Here is a 16,253-nt window from a genome sequence, read left to right on the forward strand (position 1 = left end):
TAGGTCCGGCGGTGGTTCGCCGGTGGTCGACTCGCAGTTCCTCGTCGACCACCGGCAGTCGCCGTCTCGTCCAGCGGCATGTGCGCGGCCCGGGGTCAGGACTTCCCGCACCGCAGCGCTGTGGATCGTGTGGTTTGGGATCGACTTCTCGTACTGCGCCTTCACCTGGCTTCCGACCCTGCTCGTCGCCCAGGGCTTCGACCTGGTCAAATCCTTCGGCTACACGCTCATCATCACGCTGGCCCAGCTGCCCGGCTACGCGGTCGCGGCCTGGCTCATCGAGGTGTGGGGCCGACGTATCACGCTCGCGGTGTTCCTCGCCGGCTCCGCGGTGGCGGCCGTTCTGTTCGGACTCGCCGACTCCCCGGCCACGATCATCGCCGCGGGTATGGCGCTCTCGTTCTTCAACCTCGGCGCGTGGGGCGCGCTGTACGCGATCGGCCCGGAGCTCTACCCCACCCGGGTCCGCGGCGCGGGAACCGGCGCAGCCGCGGCATTCGGGCGGATCGCCTCCATCATCGCGCCTCTGCTCGTGCCGTTCCTGCTAGATGCGGGGGACACGGTGACGGTTTTCGCCGTGTTCGCGGCGGCCTTCGTCGTCGCCGCCGCGGCGGCCTTCACCCTCCCGGAGCGCAAGGGCGTCGCACTCGAGAACACCTGAGGCGCCGGCGCGGGCGTGCCCGGTCAGCGGCGGCGTGCGCGGTCAGCCGCGGTTCTCCCGACCGTCGCCGAGCTCGCGGATCCGGTTATTGGCCGCGCGGAGCCGCTCGGCGCGCGCCTTCTCGTCATCCTTCTTGAGCTGCTCGTAGGTCTTCTCGTCAGAATCGTTGTAGCGCAGCAGCAGGCGCGGAATCCCGAGCGTCAACACCAGCGACGGCCACACCATCCACGCGTACTGCCAGTCCACGATGATCTGCAGGACGAGGAACGTGATGAGCGTCAGGCCGATCACCATGCCGTCCAGCGACTCCACCAGCTTTCCGCGCTTGCGGAGATCTTCCAGGTCGGCGTCGGTGCCGCGTGCCACCGCACCCGTGCCACCGCTCGCGCCACCGCCCATGGGTGCCACGGCCGAGGTCGACGCCACCTCCATCCCGCTCCCGGCAGTGGTCCCGCCCGCTATCGCGGACTGGACGATCACGCCGTCGACCGAGGTCAGCGGCGTTCCACCGGGAAGATCGCTGAACGAGCCGCGGAGCTGCCCCAGGGTGCGGGCAGACGCCACCTCGCCGGAGCGGGCGTGGAATTCTGAGTCGTCGAGACGGCCGGCCGCATAGTGATCGCCGAGGCAGGTCAGGGCGTGAAGTCGCTCGGAGTCGGAGAGCAGGAGGAAATCGGGGCTCGACGGCTCGGTCATGAGCATCAATCTATTGCCGCGCCCGCGTCGGGCGCCATGGGTGATCTCCCTGAACCTCGGGCTCTTCTGTCGGGCTGTCACACTTCGGCCCGCTCGAGCGTCGAAGGGGTATGAGTACACAGAAGCGCAAGAAGATCAGCGCCGGCGCCATGGCCCCGATGGTCGCCATGGAGGCCTACACCCGCGCCCGCGTCTCCCGGGCCGACAGTCACCTCGTCCGACTGCGCGTCTCGGCGCTGAACGGCTGCCGATACTGCACGGCGATGCACCGCCGTGACGCCCGCAAGGACGGATGGGACGACGCCCGCATCCTCGCCGCCGAACTCGCCGACAGCCGCGGAGACCAGCTGACCGAGGACCAGCGGGCGGTGGCCCGCTTCGCCGACGCCGTCACGCACATCGACGGCGAGGAATCCGTCCCGGACGAGCTCTGGGCCGAGGTCGTGCGGCATCGCGGCGAGTCCGGAGCTGGACAGGTGCTGATGGAGATCGTCACCATCAATGCATGGAACCGGATCGGCGTGGCCACGAGGCTGGACCCGCGATCGCTGCGGGGCGTCGAGGAGCGCGACATCGACCCGGAGCGGCCGGAGACGTGACGGCCGAGACAGCGGTGACGGATCCGGCGGCGTCCGAGCTCCTGGACCGGGCTGGGCTCGACCGTGTCCGCGGCCGACTCCTGGGGATCGGCTATCGCATCACCGGCACCTGGGCGGACGCGGAGGAGGCCGCCGACGAGGCACTCGCCCGCCTGGTCGCACGGGAGACCGTGAACGCGGGTGGCGGAGAAGCCCTGGACAATACCGAGGCGTGGCTGACCACCGTCGCGACCAGACTCTGCCTGGACCGACTCCGGCGGCGCCAACGAGAGGCGTACACGGGAGCGTGGCTACCCGAGCCCGTCGACACCGCCCTGCTGCCCGAGGACAGCGCCGAACACCGGGACGACCTCCGGCTCGGCATGCTGCTCGCCTATGAGCAGCTGGGCCCGGACGAGCGGGCGGCGTTCGTCCTCCGCGAGGCGTACGACCTGCCGTACGCGCAAATCGCCGAGATCCTCCACGCCACCGCCCCGACGGTCCGCCAGTGGGTCAGCCGCGCCCGGCATCGCCTCGACACGGACCTGCGACCGCCCGAGCGAGCGCCCGACCAGCTGATCGGACAGCTGGTCGAGGCGGTGATGTCCGGCGACCTGGACGCCACCATCGCCGCGCTCACCTCCGACGTGCGGGTGGTCTCGGACTCCGACGGCAAGGTCAACGCCGCTCGCCGCGACATCGTGGGCCCACGAAAGAGCGCGTACTTCCTGGTCAAGGCCGCCGAATTGGCGGACGGTCAGGTCGCACCCGTCGAGGTCAACGGCGATGTGGGGCTGGCCGTGCGCTCGCGCGGCGTGACCCGGATCTGTGTGGTCGGCGTGGAGGACGGCCGCGTCACCCGGATCTGGTTCCACGCCAATCCCACCAAGCTGAGGTATCTGAACCTGCCCGAGGAATTCCGCGCGCCAACGGACCCGGCCTGATCGGGGGTCGCTCCCGACCGAAGCGGTCCGCGATTATCGAGCCGGCTCCCTTTCCGCCACGCAGACTCGTCGAGGAAGGAAGCCCACCCTCGTCGAGGAAGGAGGACAACCGTGATCGAGATCCTCAACCGCATCGTCGACGAGATCGAACGACACCTCGCTGACCCGGACGCCCACCAGGCGACCGGCGCCGAGATGGTCGAGGCCGTGGCCACATCAGCTGGGACGACGAGCTACCACGCGCGACGCATGTTCGCCTCGCTGGCAGGGATGCCGGTGTCGGAGTACGTGCGGCGCCGACGGATGACCGTCGCCGCCGCGGACGTGCTGTCCGGCGACGACCTCCTCACCATCGCCGTGCGCTACGGCTACGGCTCGGTCGAGTCGTTCGGTCGGGCATTCCGCGCGGTCCACGGCGTCAGTCACGCCGATGTCCGCCGGGATGGCGGCCCCCTTCGCAGCCAACCCGTACTCAGGTTCCGCCTGACCGTAGAAGGGAGCCGTCCCATGGACGCCCGCATCATCGACCAGCCCGCCCTCCGCCTCGTCGGCCACGCCACCCGCCTCCCGCTCATCCACGAGGGGGAGAACCCGCACATCCGCCGCCACGTCGAGTCGATCCCGCCGGCCGAGCACCTGCGACTCAAAGAGCTCTCGAACGCCGAACCCGCCGGGATCCTGAGCATCACGGGGGACGTGGATCCGGATTCCCCGGAGGGGACCGAGCTGACGTATCTGCACGGCGTCGCCGTCGTCGTCGACACCCCCGTCCCCACCGACCTCGACGCGCTGGACCTGCCCGCCGGCACCTGGGCGGTGTTCCGCTCCTCCGGTGAGCACCCGGCCGCGCTACAGCGGATGTGGGCCGCCACCGCCACCGACTGGTTCCCGTCCAACCCGTGGCGCCTGCGGCCCGGCCCGTCGATCCTCAGCGTGCTCGAGCACTCAGCCGACTCCAGCACCGCCACCTGCGAGTTGTGGCTACCGGTCGAACGCGAGCGGCGCTGACCCGGGCAGCGTCACCCGTCGGTCGGATCGGGCTCCTCGGTGGGCACCCACATCGCCATCTCGTTGCCGCCCGGCTCCCGGAAGTGGAAGCGCCGACCGCCGGGGAAGTCGAAAGGCTCGAGGGTCACCACGGCGCCCGCCGCCTCGATCTCCGCGCGCGCCTCGTCCAGGTCCGACACCCGGATGACCATCAGCGGCGCCGGCGACTGCTCGTCCGCATCCCCCTGGACGCCCACGTCGATCCCGCCGCCGGTGAGATCGGTGTAGGACTGCCCGTAGACGGTGGGCTTCCACCCGCACACCTGCGCCAGGAAGTCGGAGGTCGCGGACATGGAGGTGCTGGGGAACTCGACCATGGTGATCTCGAGCGGAATGTGTCTCATGGTGAGAAAAGTACGCGTCGACAGGCACCATTGTGGGTGTGAAGCCGAACCGCGCTGTCCAGCTGCACTCCTTGGTTCCCGCCCTGCTCGCGCTCACGGTCACCGCTGCGGGCTGCGGCGTGGGAGGAACTCCATCGGAGGACTCCCCGCCGACGAGCACGGGACCGATCGGTGCTGCCAACGTCCCGTTCACCGACTCGGTCGACGTGACAGGCTCACGCGCGGTGATCGAGGCCGGCCACGCGGAGATGCGGGCGGTTCTCGAACGCGAGCTCGGAGTCGACGGGTGGCGGGAGACCCGCGAGGCGCAGGAGGTGGCCTGTCCGAGCCGGGTTGACGACTCGGGACAGCTCGACGACGGCATCGGCAAGTTCTACGCCAGCGAGATGACCCATCCCGCGCCCCTCGACGCCGAGGCATGGAGCGCGGTGTGGGAAGAGATCGTCCGTGCCGTCGAGCCGCACGGCTTCCGGCCGGCGCCGACGTCTGCCGCAGCTCCGCCCACCGAGACCGCGGCCAGCGAGTCCGCGACCGCCGCGCTGTCGGCCGAGCCAACGGCAGACGGGGCCCACTACGCGTATCTGATCAACGAGCACCGGGACGAGCTGACCGTGTCCACGCACCCGACGATCGGCACCGGCTTCGGCGGGTTCGGCGCCTGCCACCCGTGGGGAGACTGACCGGAGCCGGAGCCGGAAACGGTCACGAGCGACGGGACCAGCGGGCGAGCAGGTCCGCCGCCGCGGCACGCGGGTCCGGGGCGGCCATGATCGCCGAGACCACGCATACGCCGTCGAGTTCCGTGGCCGCGAGGTCGGCCACGGTCGAAGCGTTCACCCCGCCGATGCCCACCGCGCGCACGCCGCCCGGAAGGGAACGCCCGCCGCCCGCGTGCGCCGCGCGAGCGAGCCGATCCGCCCGGCGCACGCCCAGCGCCGGTGCGGTGTCGGTCTTGGTCGGCGTCGACCACACCGGGCTCACGCCCACCACGTCGGGCGCGATCGCCGGGTCCGCCAGTGCGGCGGCCAGCTGCGCCTCCGACTCGATCGACAGGCCGAGCATCAAGTGATCGGGCAGCTCGGCCCGCGCCTGCGCCAGCGGCATGTCCGACTGCCCGATGTGCAGATGCAACCCCAGCTCACGCGCGACGATCGCCCGATCGTTGACGAACACCGACACCTCACGGCCCACCTCCGAACCAGCACGGGACGCCGCCTCGGCGACGGCGGCGGCGCGTGTGGCGAACTCGTCGTCGTCGCACTCCTTGTCCCGTACCTGGACCACACCCACGCCGCCACGGACCGCCTCGGCCACGATGCCCGGAACCGCGTCGCGCCCGCCGCCCAGGTACGGATCGGTGACCAGGTACAGGCGCCAGTCCGTTCCGACGGCGGTGGCGCGCCGGCGGGCGCGAGGCGCGGCGTCGGGTGAGCTCGCCGCGCCGCTCACTCGGTGTCGGCGATCGTCAGGACCGCCAGCTCGGCGATCTGCTCCGGCGACAGCGAATACAGAGCGTCGAGCCACGCCATCGCGAACGAGCCGGGGCCCATCGCGACCTGGCCCGCCGCCGTGCCCGCCGCGCCGATGTGGGCGTGCGCGGCCACCACCGCGTCGTGATCGGGGATGCCCGCCGTGCGCGCCGCCGCGAGGTAGGCGGCCGTCACCGCACCCAGCGCGCAGCCCGTGCCGATGACCGTCTGCAGCAGCGGATGCCCCGAGTCGATCCAGGTCGCGCGGGTCATGGCGCCGACCTGGGTGATGATCAGGTCCTTCTCTCCCGACACGGCCACGGTGCCGCCGGTGCGGCCGGACAGCTCCATCGCCGGCAGCAGCGCGCTGGAGACCGTGGCCGTCGAGTCCACGCCGCGGCCACCCTGTCCTGCGCCGGCCAGCGCCACGACCTCCGAGGCATTGGCCCGGATCGCCGCGGGGGAGTGGTCGAGCCAGCCGGTCGCCAGATCCGTACGCAGCGCCAGGCCTCCCACCGCGACCGGGTCCAGCACCCACGGGGTGTCGTGCTCGCGCGCCGACGCGATGGCCGCGTGCATACCCTCGATCTGCTCCGAGGTGGGATTGCCGACGTTGACCAGGACGCCCGAGGCCACCGCGGCGAAGTCGCCGGCCTCCTCGGGGTGGTCGATCATCGCCGGCGCCGCGCCCGTCGCGAGCAGGACGTTCGCGGTCACCTCCCGCACCACCGAGTTGGTGAGGCAGTGGACCAGCGGGGTCTTCTCCCGCAGCAGGGCCACCAGGCGGGCGACGGTCGTGGCGGGATCGGCGGCACGGTTGGTGGCGTCGGAGCCGGGCGTGGGTTCGTGCGGTGCGGGCATGGTCCCAGTCTGCCGTGCCGCGAGGGTGACGGGCCGGGTACCGGGTGGAATAGCGGGCCGGTGAAGTCGGTTGCACGGGGTATGCCCGCCGCTGACTTCCGTGAACTGCCGCTGTCCGTGATCGATTTCGCCACCGTCCGCCCAGGCCAGAGCGTGGGGGAGGGGCTGCAGGACTCGGTCGCGCTGGCGCAGAAGGCGGAGGAGTTGGGGTACGAGCGGGTCTGGTACGCCGAGCACCACAACATGCCGTCCATCGCGTCGTCGGCGCCGGCGGTGCTCATGGCCCACATCGCCTCCCAGACCGAGTCCATCCGCCTCGGCTCCGGCGGTGTGATGTTGCCCAATCACTCGCCGATCGTGATCGCCGAGCAGTTCGGCACCCTCGCCGAGCTCCACCCCGGCCGCATCGACCTGGGTCTGGGGCGCGCGCCCGGCACGGACCAGCAGACCCTGCGTGCGTTGCGCCGCGAGCCGCGGGCGGCCGAGAACTTCCCCGATGACGTGCGGGAACTGCAGGCCTTCCTCGGCGATTCGCCCAGCGACATGGCGCGCACCAAGGGGATCGTGGCGGTGCCCGGCCGTGGGACCAGGGTGCCCCTCTACATCCTCGGTTCGTCCCTGTTCGGCGCCCAACTCGCCGCCGCCTACGGCCTGCCGTACGCGTTCGCTTCCCACTTCGCGCCGGACGCTCTGGAGCAGGCCTCCGCGGTGTACCGCGAGCGCTTCCAGCCGAGTGAGCAGTTGGCGGAGCCGTACATGATCGCCGCGGTGAACGTGGTGGCCGACGACGACGAGGAGCGCGCCGAACGGGAACTGGCCTGGTACCGACGTGAGCGGGTCAAGCGGATGGCCGGTAGGGGCCGCGATTTTTCCGAGGAAGAGCTCGACATGATCATGGACTCGGCGGGCGGTCGTCAGATCCTCCACATGATTTCCTACACCGCGTGCGGCGACGGGCCGACGGTGCGCGACTATCTCACTGACTTCGCCGACCGGGCGGGCGCCGATGAGCTCATGATCGCGCCGGCCGGATCGTCTCCGGAGCGGGTGCACGGAACCCTCGAGGTCCTGCGTCGGGCGTGGAGGCGCTGACGCGGTTCTCGTGGACTTCTGACCAGGTCGGGCTGGTTTACGGTGAGACCGGTCACGATCCGAGTCGCCTCCGGCGGCAAGCTCTGGCCGCTTCTCGCCGGGAGGCATAAGGTCGGGGTATGGCGATCTCCGACGTCGGCGAGTACGCCCACCTCAGTACCGAGCAGATAGAGGACCTGGGGCGGGAGCTCGACGCGATCCGGAACGAGGTCCTCGCCTCCCGTGGGGAGCGTGACCACAAGTACATCCACAGCATCATCCGGCTGCAGCGCGGACTCGAGCTCGGGTCCCGGGCGCTCCTGTATTTCGGTCCCCGTAACCGGACCGCGTGGGCGATCGGCGCCGGCGTGCTGGGGGTGGCGAAGATCCTCGAGAACATGGAGATCGGTCACAACGTCCTGCACGGTCAGTGGGACTGGATGAACGATCCGGAGATCCATTCGACGAACTGGGAGTGGGACCTCGTCGGCAGCTCGGCCGACTGGAAGCACACCCACAATTTCCTGCACCACAAGTACACCAACATCATCGGGATGGACGACGATGTGGGCTACGGGGTCCTGCGCGTCACGCGTGACGTGCCGTGGGAGCCCCGGTACGCCGCAAACGTCCTGATCAACACCGCCCTCATGGTGGGTTTCGAGTGGGGTATCGGCCTGCAGGCGGTCAGTCTCAGGGCTGCGCTCCCCGGCTCGGATCACGCGCCGGACGAGCAGCGACGTGCGCGGAAGTTCCTCGTCAAGGCGGGCAAGCAGGTCCTCAAGGACTACATCCTGTTCCCGGTCCTCGCCGGACCCGGCAGGAGACAGGCGCTCACGGCGACGGTCACCGCCAACATCATCCGCAACGTATGGACCAACGCGGTGATCTTCTGCGGGCACTTCCCGGACGGTGCCGAGAAGTTCACCGTGACGGATGTAGAGAACGAGACGCAGGCGGAGTGGTACCTGCGGCAGATGCTCGGCAGTGCCAATCTCGACGGCGGTCCGATCATGGACCTCATGTCCGGAAACCTGTCGTACCAGATCGAGCACCACATGTTCCCGGATCTGCCGTCCAACCGGTACGCGGAGATCTCGCTGAAGGTCCGCGAGCTGTGCGACCGGTACGACCTGCCCTACGTCTCCGGCCCCTTGTGGAAGCAGTACCTGCAGTCGTGGCGCACCATCGCCCGGCTGTCGCTCCCGGACCGGTACCTGAGGCGCACGGCCGATGATGCCCCGGAGACGCGCAGCGAGAAGATGTTCGCCGCCCTGCCGGCGGCGTCCGGTGGGCTCGCCACGGCACTCGCTGCAGGTCGGCTTCTGCGAAAGAGACGGGCCCGTTCGGCGCGCTGAACCGTCCTGGCAAACTGTCCAGCATGTCGCTGACGAGCATGCTGGAGGCCGCCTCGCGAGGCGGAACGATCGAGGTCGACCAGGGGTGGGCCCAGGGGCGGGCTATTTTCGGAGGGCTCACCGGGGCGTTGCTCCTGTCGGCCATGAAGGGCCGGGTCGCGGAGGCAGCCGCCTCCGCCGGGAATCCGGCTGCCGTACCGCCGCTGCGGTCGATCTCCGTGTCGTTCATCGGTCCTGCCACTCCCGGCACGGTGGAGATCGAGGCCGAGGTCTTGCGGGTCGGCTCCAACGTCACCCAGTGTCAGGCCACTCTGCGTCAGTCGGGCGAGGTCGTGGCGGTGGCCCTTGCGGCCTTCGGCAAGCATCGCGAGTCGACGCTGGCGGTCGAGCCGACGCATCCCTTCCCGGAGCTTCCCGAGCCGTCGTCGGTCGAGGCGTTCCCCTACGTCGAGAAGCTCACGCCCGAGTTCTACCGGTTCGCCGAGCTTCGGCAGGTCGGTGGCGAGATGCCGTTCAGCGGCGCCTCCAGCAACGGGATCAGCGGGTGGACCGGGCTGCGCGAGCGGCCGCAGTTCCTCACCGAGGAGCACGTCGTGCTCCTGGCCGACGCGTGGCCGCCGGCGCCCCTGCAGATGGTCGAGGGTTTCGCGCCCGGCAGCAGCTTGACCTGGACCCTCGAGCTGATCGCCGAGATCGGTACGGAGACCGTCCCGGGCTCAGCGGATCTGGCCTACCAGTCGACCACCGACTCTGCCCGCGACGGATACGCGCACACGCACGCGATGCTGTGGCTGCCGTCCGGCGAACTCGCTGCGATCAGTCGGCAGTCGATCACCATCTTCGCCTGAGGGAGACCCGTGGCGGCCGGGCCCGAGCCGGGCATGGTCCGGGCCCACAACAGACTCCGCCCCTCGGATCGTCTCAGGACGATCGCCGAGGGGCGGAGGTGTCAGGTGCGCTGGTCTCAGCCGACAGCGCGGGTGGCGCGACGACGTCCGCCGCCGGCCGCGCCGTGGCCCGACCGCTGGTCCGAGCGCGGTCGACCCGAGCCGGACTGGCCGGCGCCGGATCGTGACTGGCCCTGGCGCTGTCCGGAGGGCGACTGACCCGAGCGCGACTGGCCCGAGCGTGGCTGGCCCTGGCGCTGACCGGAGCGCGACTGCTCCGCGCCGGACCGGGCCTGGCCCTGCTGGCGCTGGCCACGCTGACGGCGCTCACCAGCACCCTGCTGACGCTGTTCACCCTGCTGGCTGCGCTGGCGGTTCCGGGACTGGCGGCTCTGGCCGCGGTTCTGGCGGGACCGGCTGCGGACGGACGGGCCGTTCTCGGCCTCGGCGTCCGGGACGTGCGGCGGCGGCTCGGGAGCGTCGGCCAGCGCCACGGCGGCATCGCTGCCCTCGGCGAGCATGATCTCGCCCGCGGTCACACCGGCGGCACGCAGCAGGCCACGCACCTCGCCGACCTGGTCCTGGGTGGCCACGGTGACGACGGTGCCCACGGCTCCGGCGCGGGCGGTACGACCCGACCGGTGCACGTACGCCTTGTGCTCGGCCGGCGGATCGGCGTGGACGACCAACTGCACGTCGTCGACGTGGATGCCGCGGGCGGCGATGTCGGTGGCCACGAGCACGGTCGCCTCGCCGGAGGAGAACGCGTCGAGGTTCCGCACGCGCGCGTTCTGTGACAGGTTGCCGTGCAGGTCCACGCTGGCCACACCGCGGCCGGTGAGCTGCTTGGCCAGTCGCTTCGCACCGTGCTTGGTGCGGGTAAACATGACGGTCCGCTCGTGGGCACCGCCCAGGTCGGCCAGGGCGCGCACGCGGTCATCGGAAGTGACCCGCAGCACGTGATGGGCGGTCGGGCCCGGGGTGGCGGAGCCGTCGTCGACGGAGTGGTCGACCGGGTCCACGAGGAACCGGTTGACGAGCTTGCTCACGCCCTCGTCGAGGGTCGCCGAGAACAGTAGGCGCTGTGTGTCCGACGGCGTGGCCGACAGGATGCGGGTGACGCCCGGCAGGAAGCCGAGGTCGGCCATGTGGTCGGCCTCGTCGAGGACGGTGACCTCGGTCGAGGCCAGGCTGCAGTGCTTCTGCCCCATGAGATCCTCGAGGCGACCCGGGCAGGCCACGACGATGTCCACGCCACGGTTGAGGGCATCGACCTGACGGCCCTGCGAGACGCCGCCGAAGATCACGGTGGTGCGCATGCCCATCGCGGTGGCCAGCGGGGCGAGCGTCTCGTCGATCTGACGTGCCAGCTCGCGGGTGGGCGCGAGGATCAGCCCGCGCGGGGCGCCCTTCTTGCGCTTGCCGCCGGAGGCGGCCAGTCGGGCCACCAGCGGGATACAGAACGCGTAGGTCTTGCCGGAGCCGGTGCGGCCGCGGCCCAGCACGTCGCGCCCGGCGAGTGCGTCGGGGAGCGTGGCGTCCTGGATGGGCGTGGGGGTGACGATGCCAGCGTCGCCGAGGACGTCGAGCAGGGGGGAGGGAACGCCGAGATCGGCGAAAGAACGTGACAAGGAGAAGGCTCCGTACATAGATGGGGGCGTCTTGCCCGGCGCGCTCGCGGATGTCGCACCGCCTTATCGACGGATGCGGCCGGTGCGCGACCACGGGAGGTCGACCAGCCGCTCGGTCCGAGGCAAGCGTGGTGCGGACCGACTGCAACCACCGTACTCGTCGCGGGCCCCGCTTCCCACATGTGTGACGGAGAGCATCACGAGATCGTCGCCTCGCGCGCCGCGCGGTGGCACGATTAGTCACCATGCGCCTCGACCTGTCCCTGCTGCGCCGCCCCGACCTGGGTTCGGTGCTGCTCGGACGCGAACGCGAGCCCGCCCGTCTGCGCGCGCTTCGGGTGCGGATCCTGCTGGTCCTGACGCTGCTCGGCTCCAACCTGGTCGGCATCGCGGTCGCGGCGGTGCTCATCTTGTTCGTGCTCCCCGGGCCTCACCTGCTGTCCTCGCGGTTTCTGTGGCCCAACGCGGTGATCGTGCCCGTCTACGTGGGGCTGGCGACGATCCTCGGCCTGGTGTGGGTGCGCGCCGTGGTCTTCCGCCGGGTGCACTGGTTCCTCGACGGCCGCGACCCCACCGACCGCGAGCGGGCTCAGGCACTCCGCCTCCCCGGGCAGGTGACGCTCATCCAGGGCTTCCTGTGGATCCTCGGCGCCGCGGTCATCACCACGGCCTTCGGCGTGATCGACCCGGCGGCGATCCCGGTGGTGGGCTTCACCATCGTCTTCTCCGGGATGGTCGTGTGCGGTGCGGCGTTCCTGTTCACCGACTTCGGCCTGCGCCCGGTCGCCGCGGTCGCGTTGTCGACGGGAACGGCGCCGCGGGCCCGCTTCCTCGGCGCCATGACGCGGCTCCGGGTGGCATGGGCTCTGGGCAGCGGGGTCCCCGTGACAGGCCTGATCATCGTGGCGGTCTACACCCTCGCGGGCCGCGCCCTGTCACTGGAACGCCTCGCCGTCATCGTCGTCGTCCTCGGCGCCACCTCCCTGCTGGCCGGGTTCCTCCTCATCTCGCTGGCGACGGCCTCGATGATCGGCCCACTGCGCAGCGTGCGGTGGGCCATGGAGGACATCACGGCCGGCACCCTGTCCCGGCGGGTCGTGGTCTACGACGGCACCGAGCTCGGCGAGCTGCAACGCGGGTTCAACCAGATGGCCGCCGGGCTCGAGGAGCGCGAGCGTCTGCGGGACCTGTTCGGACGGCACGTGGGGCGCGAGGTGGCCGAGGCCGCCGAGTTGCACGACCCCGAGCTGGGCGGGCGTGACTCGCGCGTCGGGGTGGTGTTCGTGGACCTCATCGGCTCGACCGAGATGGCCACCCGGTCCGAGGCCGCGGCGGTGGTCGACGTGCTCAACCGGTTCTTCGCCGTGGTCGTGGAGACCGTGGAGGAATACGACGGCTTCGTCGACAGCTTCCTCGGCGACGCCGCGCTCGTGGTGTTCGGCGCGCCCAGATCGATGGAGGACCCGGCCACGGCCACGGTAGCGTGCGCCCGCACGCTGGCCGATCGACTCCCCGAGCGGGTGCCGGACTGCCGCGCCGGCATCGGCGCCTCCTACGGGGACGTGGTGGCCGGGTACGTCGGCTCGGACGACCGCTTCGAGTACACCGTGATCGGCGACGCGGTCAACGAGGCCTCGCGCCTGTGCGACCTGGCCAAGGACCGCGACGGGCTGGTCCTGGCCTCCGGCGCCGCCGTCTCCGCCTCCGACCCCGCCGAGGCGCGCCGCTGGGAGTCCACGGGCTTCGAGGTGGTCCGGGGCCGCGACGAGCCGACCGAGCTCTGCGTTCCGCGAACCGCCTAGTTCGTCTGCAAGACCACGTCGCGTCCGCCGAGGCTCACCTCGAGCCCCTCGGTCACGACCCGGGTGCCCTCGATCACGACGCCCTGCGGCAGATCGGCGACCGCCGAGTCGACCACGGTGGTGATGCCGGAGAACAGGCCGTCCGGCAGCGGGAAGCCCAGCAGCGCGGTCTGCACGGGCCGCAGCGTGAGCCGCCCGTCGGAGACGCCCGGCGCCACCCCTATCTCGGCGATCCCGCCCAGGTCGGCGCGCAGGAGTCCCGCCGCCGCGTCGGGCCGCACCGACCGCACCTCCGTCAGCCCTGCGATCGGCGAGCTCTCCGGACCGCCCTGAGCCGCCGCCGCGACCAGCTGCAGCTCGTCGAGCACCGCGGTGCCGTCGAGGGTCTCCGCATGCAGCGCGCCGTCGACGAGGGTCACCGAGTAGGCCGCCACGTCGAGCTGCGGCACGGTGTCGGAGCCGGGCGAGGTCAGGTGGACCTCCCCCGCGGAACGGGAGGTGATCAGCTCCCACAGCAGCAATCCCCGGCCGAAGGACACGTCCGCCGGCGCGTCGACCCTGGCCGACACCTCCCGTTCGGCCCGGTCCGCCAGGTACCACCGCGTGCCGAACTCGGCGGCCGCCACAAGCCCCACCAGCAGCAACAGCAACAGGATCACCGAGCAGCCGCAGCCACGCCCGCCGCCCCGGCTGACTCGTCCCGACCGAACTCCACGTCCCATGCCGGTATGGTGCCGGACCCGCGCGCCGGGGTCCACCCCTCGTCGTCCGGTTGCGATACAGTCCCGCCGCCCGCACCCTCGGGGAATGACCGAAACCCAGGAAGTAACCACCGAAACCCGCACCGTCGCCTTCCTCGTCGCCGGTGAAGGCGTGGAACGCGTCGAACTCACCGAGCCGTGGGAGGCCGTCACCGACGCCGGCCACACCGCCGTGTTGGTGAGCACCGACGACGGGGAGGTCGGGCTCCTCGACCATCTCAGCCACGCCGGCACCCGCCCCGTGGACCGCACGACCGCCGACGTCTCCGCCGCGGAGTTCGACGTCCTGGTCCTGCCCGGCGGTGTGGCCAACCCGGACGCGCTGCGACAGGACCAGCACGCCCTGACCCTCGTCCGCGAGATGGTCGAGGCCGGCAAGCCGGTGCTGGCGATCTGTCACGCCCCGTGGGTCCTCATCGAGGCCGACGTCGTGCGCGGCCGCCGCCTCACCTCGTATCCGAGCCTGCGGACCGATCTGACCAACGCGGGCGCCGAGTGGGTCGACGCCGAACTCGTGACCGACGACGGCATCTCGACCAGCCGCACCCCGGACGACCTCCCGGCGTTCTGCGACGCCCTCCTCGGCGCGATCCGGGGCGCAGACTAGGCACGGGACAAGCGAGGGGCCCTCTCGATGATCGGCGTCTATGTCCACAACCGTGGGCGGGGACACCTGAACCGCGTGCTGCCGGTCGTCGCCGCTCTCCGTGACAGCGGGGAAGCGGTGACGATGTTGCTGGCCGGCCCGTTCGACGAGCGGACCCGGCCGCGTGGGTCCAGTGTGGTTCACCTGCCCGCGACCCGGGAAGAGGTCGGGCCGGAACCCGACGACATCGATCTGTCCGCCCGCCGCGCCGCCGTGACCTGGATCGACCGGATGCGCCCCAGGACGGTCTGGGTGGACGGTCCCCCCGCCATGTCATTGGCCGCGCGTATGACCGGGACGCCCGTGGTGAGCACCCTGCCACCGGGGCTGCGTGACGACGAGCCGCACGTCCTGCGGTGCCGCGCCGCCGAGACCCTGCTGGCGGCGTGGCCGCCGGGCGCGCATCCGACCACCGTCGCGGGCACGCGGGGCCGGGTGCGTGAGGTCGGGGGGATCTCCCGGTTCGAGCGGCGCGGTCGGGAGCGGACGCCTCGTCGTCGTCGGCCCCGGGTGGTCCACCTCAACAGTGCCGGGCCGAGCGGTGACCATCGCTTCTGGCGGGCGGTGCGCTCCACGGCGCAGCGACTGGGCGTCGCCGAGTGGGTCGAGGTGGGCGGCCCGGACGGCGTGTGGCGCGAGGACCCGTGGGACGAGCTCACCTCTGCAGACGTAGTGGTGACGTGCGCGGGACAGGCCTCTGTTGCGGACGCGGCCTGTTGTGACGTGCCGATGGTGGTGGTCCCCCGCCGGCACGAGTACGGCGAGCAGGACGCCACCGCTGGCGCCCTGGGCGCGCACGAAGGCGCGGTCGTGTTGCGCTACGGCGACGGCCCTACCGCTGTAGCGCACGCCGTGTGTGACCAGGTGACCCGCTCCCTGGATCAGGCGTCCGGGGGGATCCGCGACAGCTGGGGAGTGGACGGTGCGGCCTCGCGCGCGGCGGAGGTCATCAGGTCGGCGACGACGACCACGACGAGGACCGCCGTCTCGCGCTGATCTCCCAGCGTCCTGGTTAGATTGGTAAATTCTCACTTTCGCCTGCGGCGCCGTTATTTTCCCTGCTTAGTGGCTTGATCAGTCCTCGACATGTGTCCGTCCACTCCGATTTGCGGTCGACGAGCCGACCAACGCTGCAAGGATCACACTGTGGACTTCGAACTGGAATTCCAGCGCCCACCGCGGGGGCGCTTCCGGCTCGTCGGAACGGAGACGTGATGCCCAGGTACAGGAACCTCGAACCCACCGCCGACTTCTGGTCGTGGCGTGACGCCGCCGCCTGTATCGGATACGAGGATCTCTTCTACAGTCTCGAGGACGAGGTGAAGGGTGAGCGGCGGAAGAAAGAGAATGAGGCCAAAGAGGTCTGCGCCGTCTGTCCGGTGCTCGATACCTGTAGAATCTTCGCGTTGGAGACCAAGGAGCTCTATGGGGTCTGGGGCGGCCTGACCGAGGCAGAACGGCACAGGATCGCCGGCCGGCACCGCACCGGGTAGGTGG

At 70.9% G+C, this 16,253-nt stretch carries 17 protein-coding genes and 1 pseudogene; 12 read left to right on the forward strand and 6 right to left on the reverse strand.

What is annotated here, in order from left to right:
• Positions 1-106: 106 nt before the first annotated feature.
• Positions 107-661, forward strand: a pseudogene (locus OPF83_RS04405) (MFS transporter); the annotation flags it as partial.
• A gap of 42 nt (positions 662-703) precedes the next feature.
• On the opposite strand, the gene OPF83_RS04410 reads toward OPF83_RS04405, so the two are convergent.
• A complete protein-coding gene (locus OPF83_RS04410) occupies positions 704-1,357 on the reverse strand; it encodes a DUF1707 domain-containing protein (protein WP_264886009.1) in 654 nt (217 codons plus the stop codon).
• A 110-nt stretch (positions 1,358-1,467) separates the two neighbouring features.
• Here OPF83_RS04410 and OPF83_RS04415 point away from each other — a divergent pair, with 110 nt between their 5' ends.
• The 3 genes from OPF83_RS04415 to OPF83_RS04425 all read left to right on the forward strand — a co-directional run bounded on the left by OPF83_RS04415 (position 1,468) and on the right by OPF83_RS04425 (position 3,887).
• Positions 1,468-1,956, forward strand: coding sequence for a carboxymuconolactone decarboxylase family protein (locus OPF83_RS04415; RefSeq protein ID WP_264886010.1), 489 nt, complete (start codon positions 1,468-1,470; stop codon positions 1,954-1,956).
• The gene (locus OPF83_RS04420) at positions 1,953-2,879 is read left to right on the forward strand and encodes a sigma-70 family RNA polymerase sigma factor (protein ID WP_264886011.1); all 927 of its coding nucleotides are present in this window, start codon (positions 1,953-1,955) and stop codon (positions 2,877-2,879) included. The genes OPF83_RS04415 and OPF83_RS04420 overlap by 4 nt, the downstream gene beginning before the upstream one ends.
• 111 nt (positions 2,880-2,990) lie before the next feature.
• Positions 2,991-3,887 carry an AraC family transcriptional regulator gene (locus tag OPF83_RS04425; protein ID WP_264886012.1) on the forward strand — a complete coding sequence of 299 codons (897 nt, stop codon included), beginning with the start codon at positions 2,991-2,993 and terminating at the stop codon, positions 3,885-3,887.
• An 11-nt stretch (positions 3,888-3,898) separates the two neighbouring features.
• Here the strand turns inward: OPF83_RS04425 and OPF83_RS04430 are convergent, their stop codons facing one another.
• Complete coding sequence (locus OPF83_RS04430; protein WP_264886013.1) at positions 3,899-4,270, reverse strand: VOC family protein; 372 nt, start codon at positions 4,268-4,270, stop codon at positions 3,899-3,901.
• Between the two features lie 38 nt (positions 4,271-4,308).
• Here OPF83_RS04430 and OPF83_RS04435 point away from each other — a divergent pair, with 38 nt between their 5' ends.
• On the forward strand, positions 4,309-4,950 hold the full coding sequence (locus tag OPF83_RS04435; protein WP_264886014.1) for a hypothetical protein: 642 nt from the start codon (positions 4,309-4,311) through the stop codon (positions 4,948-4,950).
• A 22-nt stretch (positions 4,951-4,972) separates the two neighbouring features.
• On the opposite strand, the gene thiE is transcribed toward OPF83_RS04435, so the two are convergent.
• Together thiE and thiM are read right to left on the reverse strand one after the other, a co-directional pair.
• A complete protein-coding gene (gene thiE, locus OPF83_RS04440; protein ID WP_375546211.1) occupies positions 4,973-5,641 on the reverse strand; it encodes a thiamine phosphate synthase in 669 nt (222 codons plus the stop codon).
• 74 nt (positions 5,642-5,715) lie between these two features.
• A complete protein-coding gene (gene thiM / locus OPF83_RS04445; protein ID WP_264886016.1) occupies positions 5,716-6,600 on the reverse strand; it encodes a hydroxyethylthiazole kinase in 885 nt (294 codons plus the stop codon).
• A gap of 81 nt (positions 6,601-6,681) precedes the next feature.
• Between thiM and OPF83_RS04450 the strand changes: the two genes are divergently transcribed.
• The 3 genes from OPF83_RS04450 to OPF83_RS04460 all read left to right on the forward strand — a co-directional run bounded on the left by OPF83_RS04450 (position 6,682) and on the right by OPF83_RS04460 (position 9,877).
• On the forward strand, positions 6,682-7,692 hold the full coding sequence (locus OPF83_RS04450) for an LLM class flavin-dependent oxidoreductase (RefSeq protein ID WP_264886017.1): 1,011 nt from the start codon (positions 6,682-6,684) through the stop codon (positions 7,690-7,692).
• A 119-nt stretch (positions 7,693-7,811) separates the two neighbouring features.
• Positions 7,812-9,029: an acyl-CoA desaturase gene (locus tag OPF83_RS04455; RefSeq protein ID WP_264886018.1), complete on the forward strand. Its 1,218-nt coding sequence runs from the start codon at positions 7,812-7,814 to the stop codon at positions 9,027-9,029.
• A gap of 23 nt (positions 9,030-9,052) precedes the next feature.
• A complete protein-coding gene (locus OPF83_RS04460) occupies positions 9,053-9,877 on the forward strand; it encodes an acyl-CoA thioesterase II (RefSeq protein ID WP_264886019.1) in 825 nt (274 codons plus the stop codon).
• A 116-nt stretch (positions 9,878-9,993) separates the two neighbouring features.
• Here OPF83_RS04460 and OPF83_RS04465 read toward each other — a convergent pair whose 3' ends face one another.
• Positions 9,994-11,565 carry a DEAD/DEAH box helicase gene (locus OPF83_RS04465; RefSeq protein WP_264886020.1) on the reverse strand — a complete coding sequence of 524 codons (1,572 nt, stop codon included), beginning with the start codon at positions 11,563-11,565 and terminating at the stop codon, positions 9,994-9,996.
• Positions 11,566-11,792: 227 nt separating this feature from the next.
• Between OPF83_RS04465 and OPF83_RS04470 the strand changes: the two genes are divergently transcribed.
• Positions 11,793-13,349 (forward strand): adenylate/guanylate cyclase domain-containing protein, encoded by a 1,557-nt coding sequence (locus OPF83_RS04470; RefSeq protein WP_264886021.1) that lies wholly within the window; start codon positions 11,793-11,795, stop codon positions 13,347-13,349.
• On the opposite strand, the gene OPF83_RS04475 is transcribed toward OPF83_RS04470, so the two are convergent.
• A complete protein-coding gene (locus OPF83_RS04475; RefSeq protein ID WP_264886022.1) occupies positions 13,346-14,071 on the reverse strand; it encodes an LmeA family phospholipid-binding protein in 726 nt (241 codons plus the stop codon). The two genes, OPF83_RS04470 and OPF83_RS04475, sit on opposite strands and share 4 nt — an antisense overlap.
• Before the next feature lie 85 nt (positions 14,072-14,156).
• Here OPF83_RS04475 and OPF83_RS04480 point away from each other — a divergent pair, with 85 nt between their 5' ends.
• The 3 genes from OPF83_RS04480 (at position 14,157) to OPF83_RS04490 (ending at position 16,249) form a co-directional block, all read left to right on the forward strand.
• Entirely contained in the window at positions 14,157-14,717 is a 561-nt protein-coding gene (locus OPF83_RS04480; RefSeq protein ID WP_264886023.1) for a type 1 glutamine amidotransferase domain-containing protein, read from the forward strand.
• A gap of 27 nt (positions 14,718-14,744) precedes the next feature.
• Positions 14,745-15,752 carry a glycosyltransferase gene (locus tag OPF83_RS04485; RefSeq protein ID WP_264886024.1) on the forward strand — a complete coding sequence of 336 codons (1,008 nt, stop codon included), beginning with the start codon at positions 14,745-14,747 and terminating at the stop codon, positions 15,750-15,752.
• Positions 15,753-15,970: 218 nt separating this feature from the next.
• Entirely contained in the window at positions 15,971-16,249 is a 279-nt protein-coding gene (locus tag OPF83_RS04490; RefSeq protein ID WP_264886025.1) for a WhiB family transcriptional regulator, read from the forward strand.
• Positions 16,250-16,253: the final 4 nt, after the last annotated feature.

The organism is Dietzia sp. NCCP-2495, from assembly GCF_026011735.1.
Taxonomy (GTDB): domain Bacteria; phylum Actinomycetota; class Actinomycetes; order Mycobacteriales; family Mycobacteriaceae; genus Dietzia.

What these genes read in the sequence shown, in the direction of transcription:
- OPF83_RS04430 (WP_264886013.1), bottom strand. Translation starts at nt 4,270, where the DNA reads ATGAGACACATTCCGCTCGAGATCACCATGGTCGAGTTCCCCAGCACC.
- OPF83_RS04410 (WP_264886009.1), bottom strand. Translation starts at nt 1,357, where the DNA reads ATGACCGAGCCGTCGAGCCCCGATTTCCTCCTGCTCTCCGACTCCGAG.
- OPF83_RS04475 (WP_264886022.1), bottom strand. Translation starts at nt 14,071, where the DNA reads ATGGGACGTGGAGTTCGGTCGGGACGAGTCAGCCGGGGCGGCGGGCGT.
- OPF83_RS04470 (WP_264886021.1), top strand. Translation starts at nt 11,793, where the DNA reads ATGCGCCTCGACCTGTCCCTGCTGCGCCGCCCCGACCTGGGTTCGGTG.
- OPF83_RS04480 (WP_264886023.1), top strand. Translation starts at nt 14,157, where the DNA reads ATGACCGAAACCCAGGAAGTAACCACCGAAACCCGCACCGTCGCCTTC.
- OPF83_RS04450 (WP_264886017.1), top strand. Translation starts at nt 6,682, where the DNA reads ATGCCCGCCGCTGACTTCCGTGAACTGCCGCTGTCCGTGATCGATTTC.
- OPF83_RS04415 (WP_264886010.1), top strand. Translation starts at nt 1,468, where the DNA reads ATGAGTACACAGAAGCGCAAGAAGATCAGCGCCGGCGCCATGGCCCCG.
- OPF83_RS04485 (WP_264886024.1), top strand. Translation starts at nt 14,745, where the DNA reads ATGATCGGCGTCTATGTCCACAACCGTGGGCGGGGACACCTGAACCGC.
- OPF83_RS04465 (WP_264886020.1), bottom strand. Translation starts at nt 11,565, where the DNA reads ATGTACGGAGCCTTCTCCTTGTCACGTTCTTTCGCCGATCTCGGCGTT.
- OPF83_RS04490 (WP_264886025.1), top strand. Translation starts at nt 15,971, where the DNA reads ATGCCCAGGTACAGGAACCTCGAACCCACCGCCGACTTCTGGTCGTGG.
- OPF83_RS04455 (WP_264886018.1), top strand. Translation starts at nt 7,812, where the DNA reads ATGGCGATCTCCGACGTCGGCGAGTACGCCCACCTCAGTACCGAGCAG.
- OPF83_RS04460 (WP_264886019.1), top strand. Translation starts at nt 9,053, where the DNA reads ATGTCGCTGACGAGCATGCTGGAGGCCGCCTCGCGAGGCGGAACGATC.
- thiM (WP_264886016.1), bottom strand. Translation starts at nt 6,600, where the DNA reads ATGCCCGCACCGCACGAACCCACGCCCGGCTCCGACGCCACCAACCGT.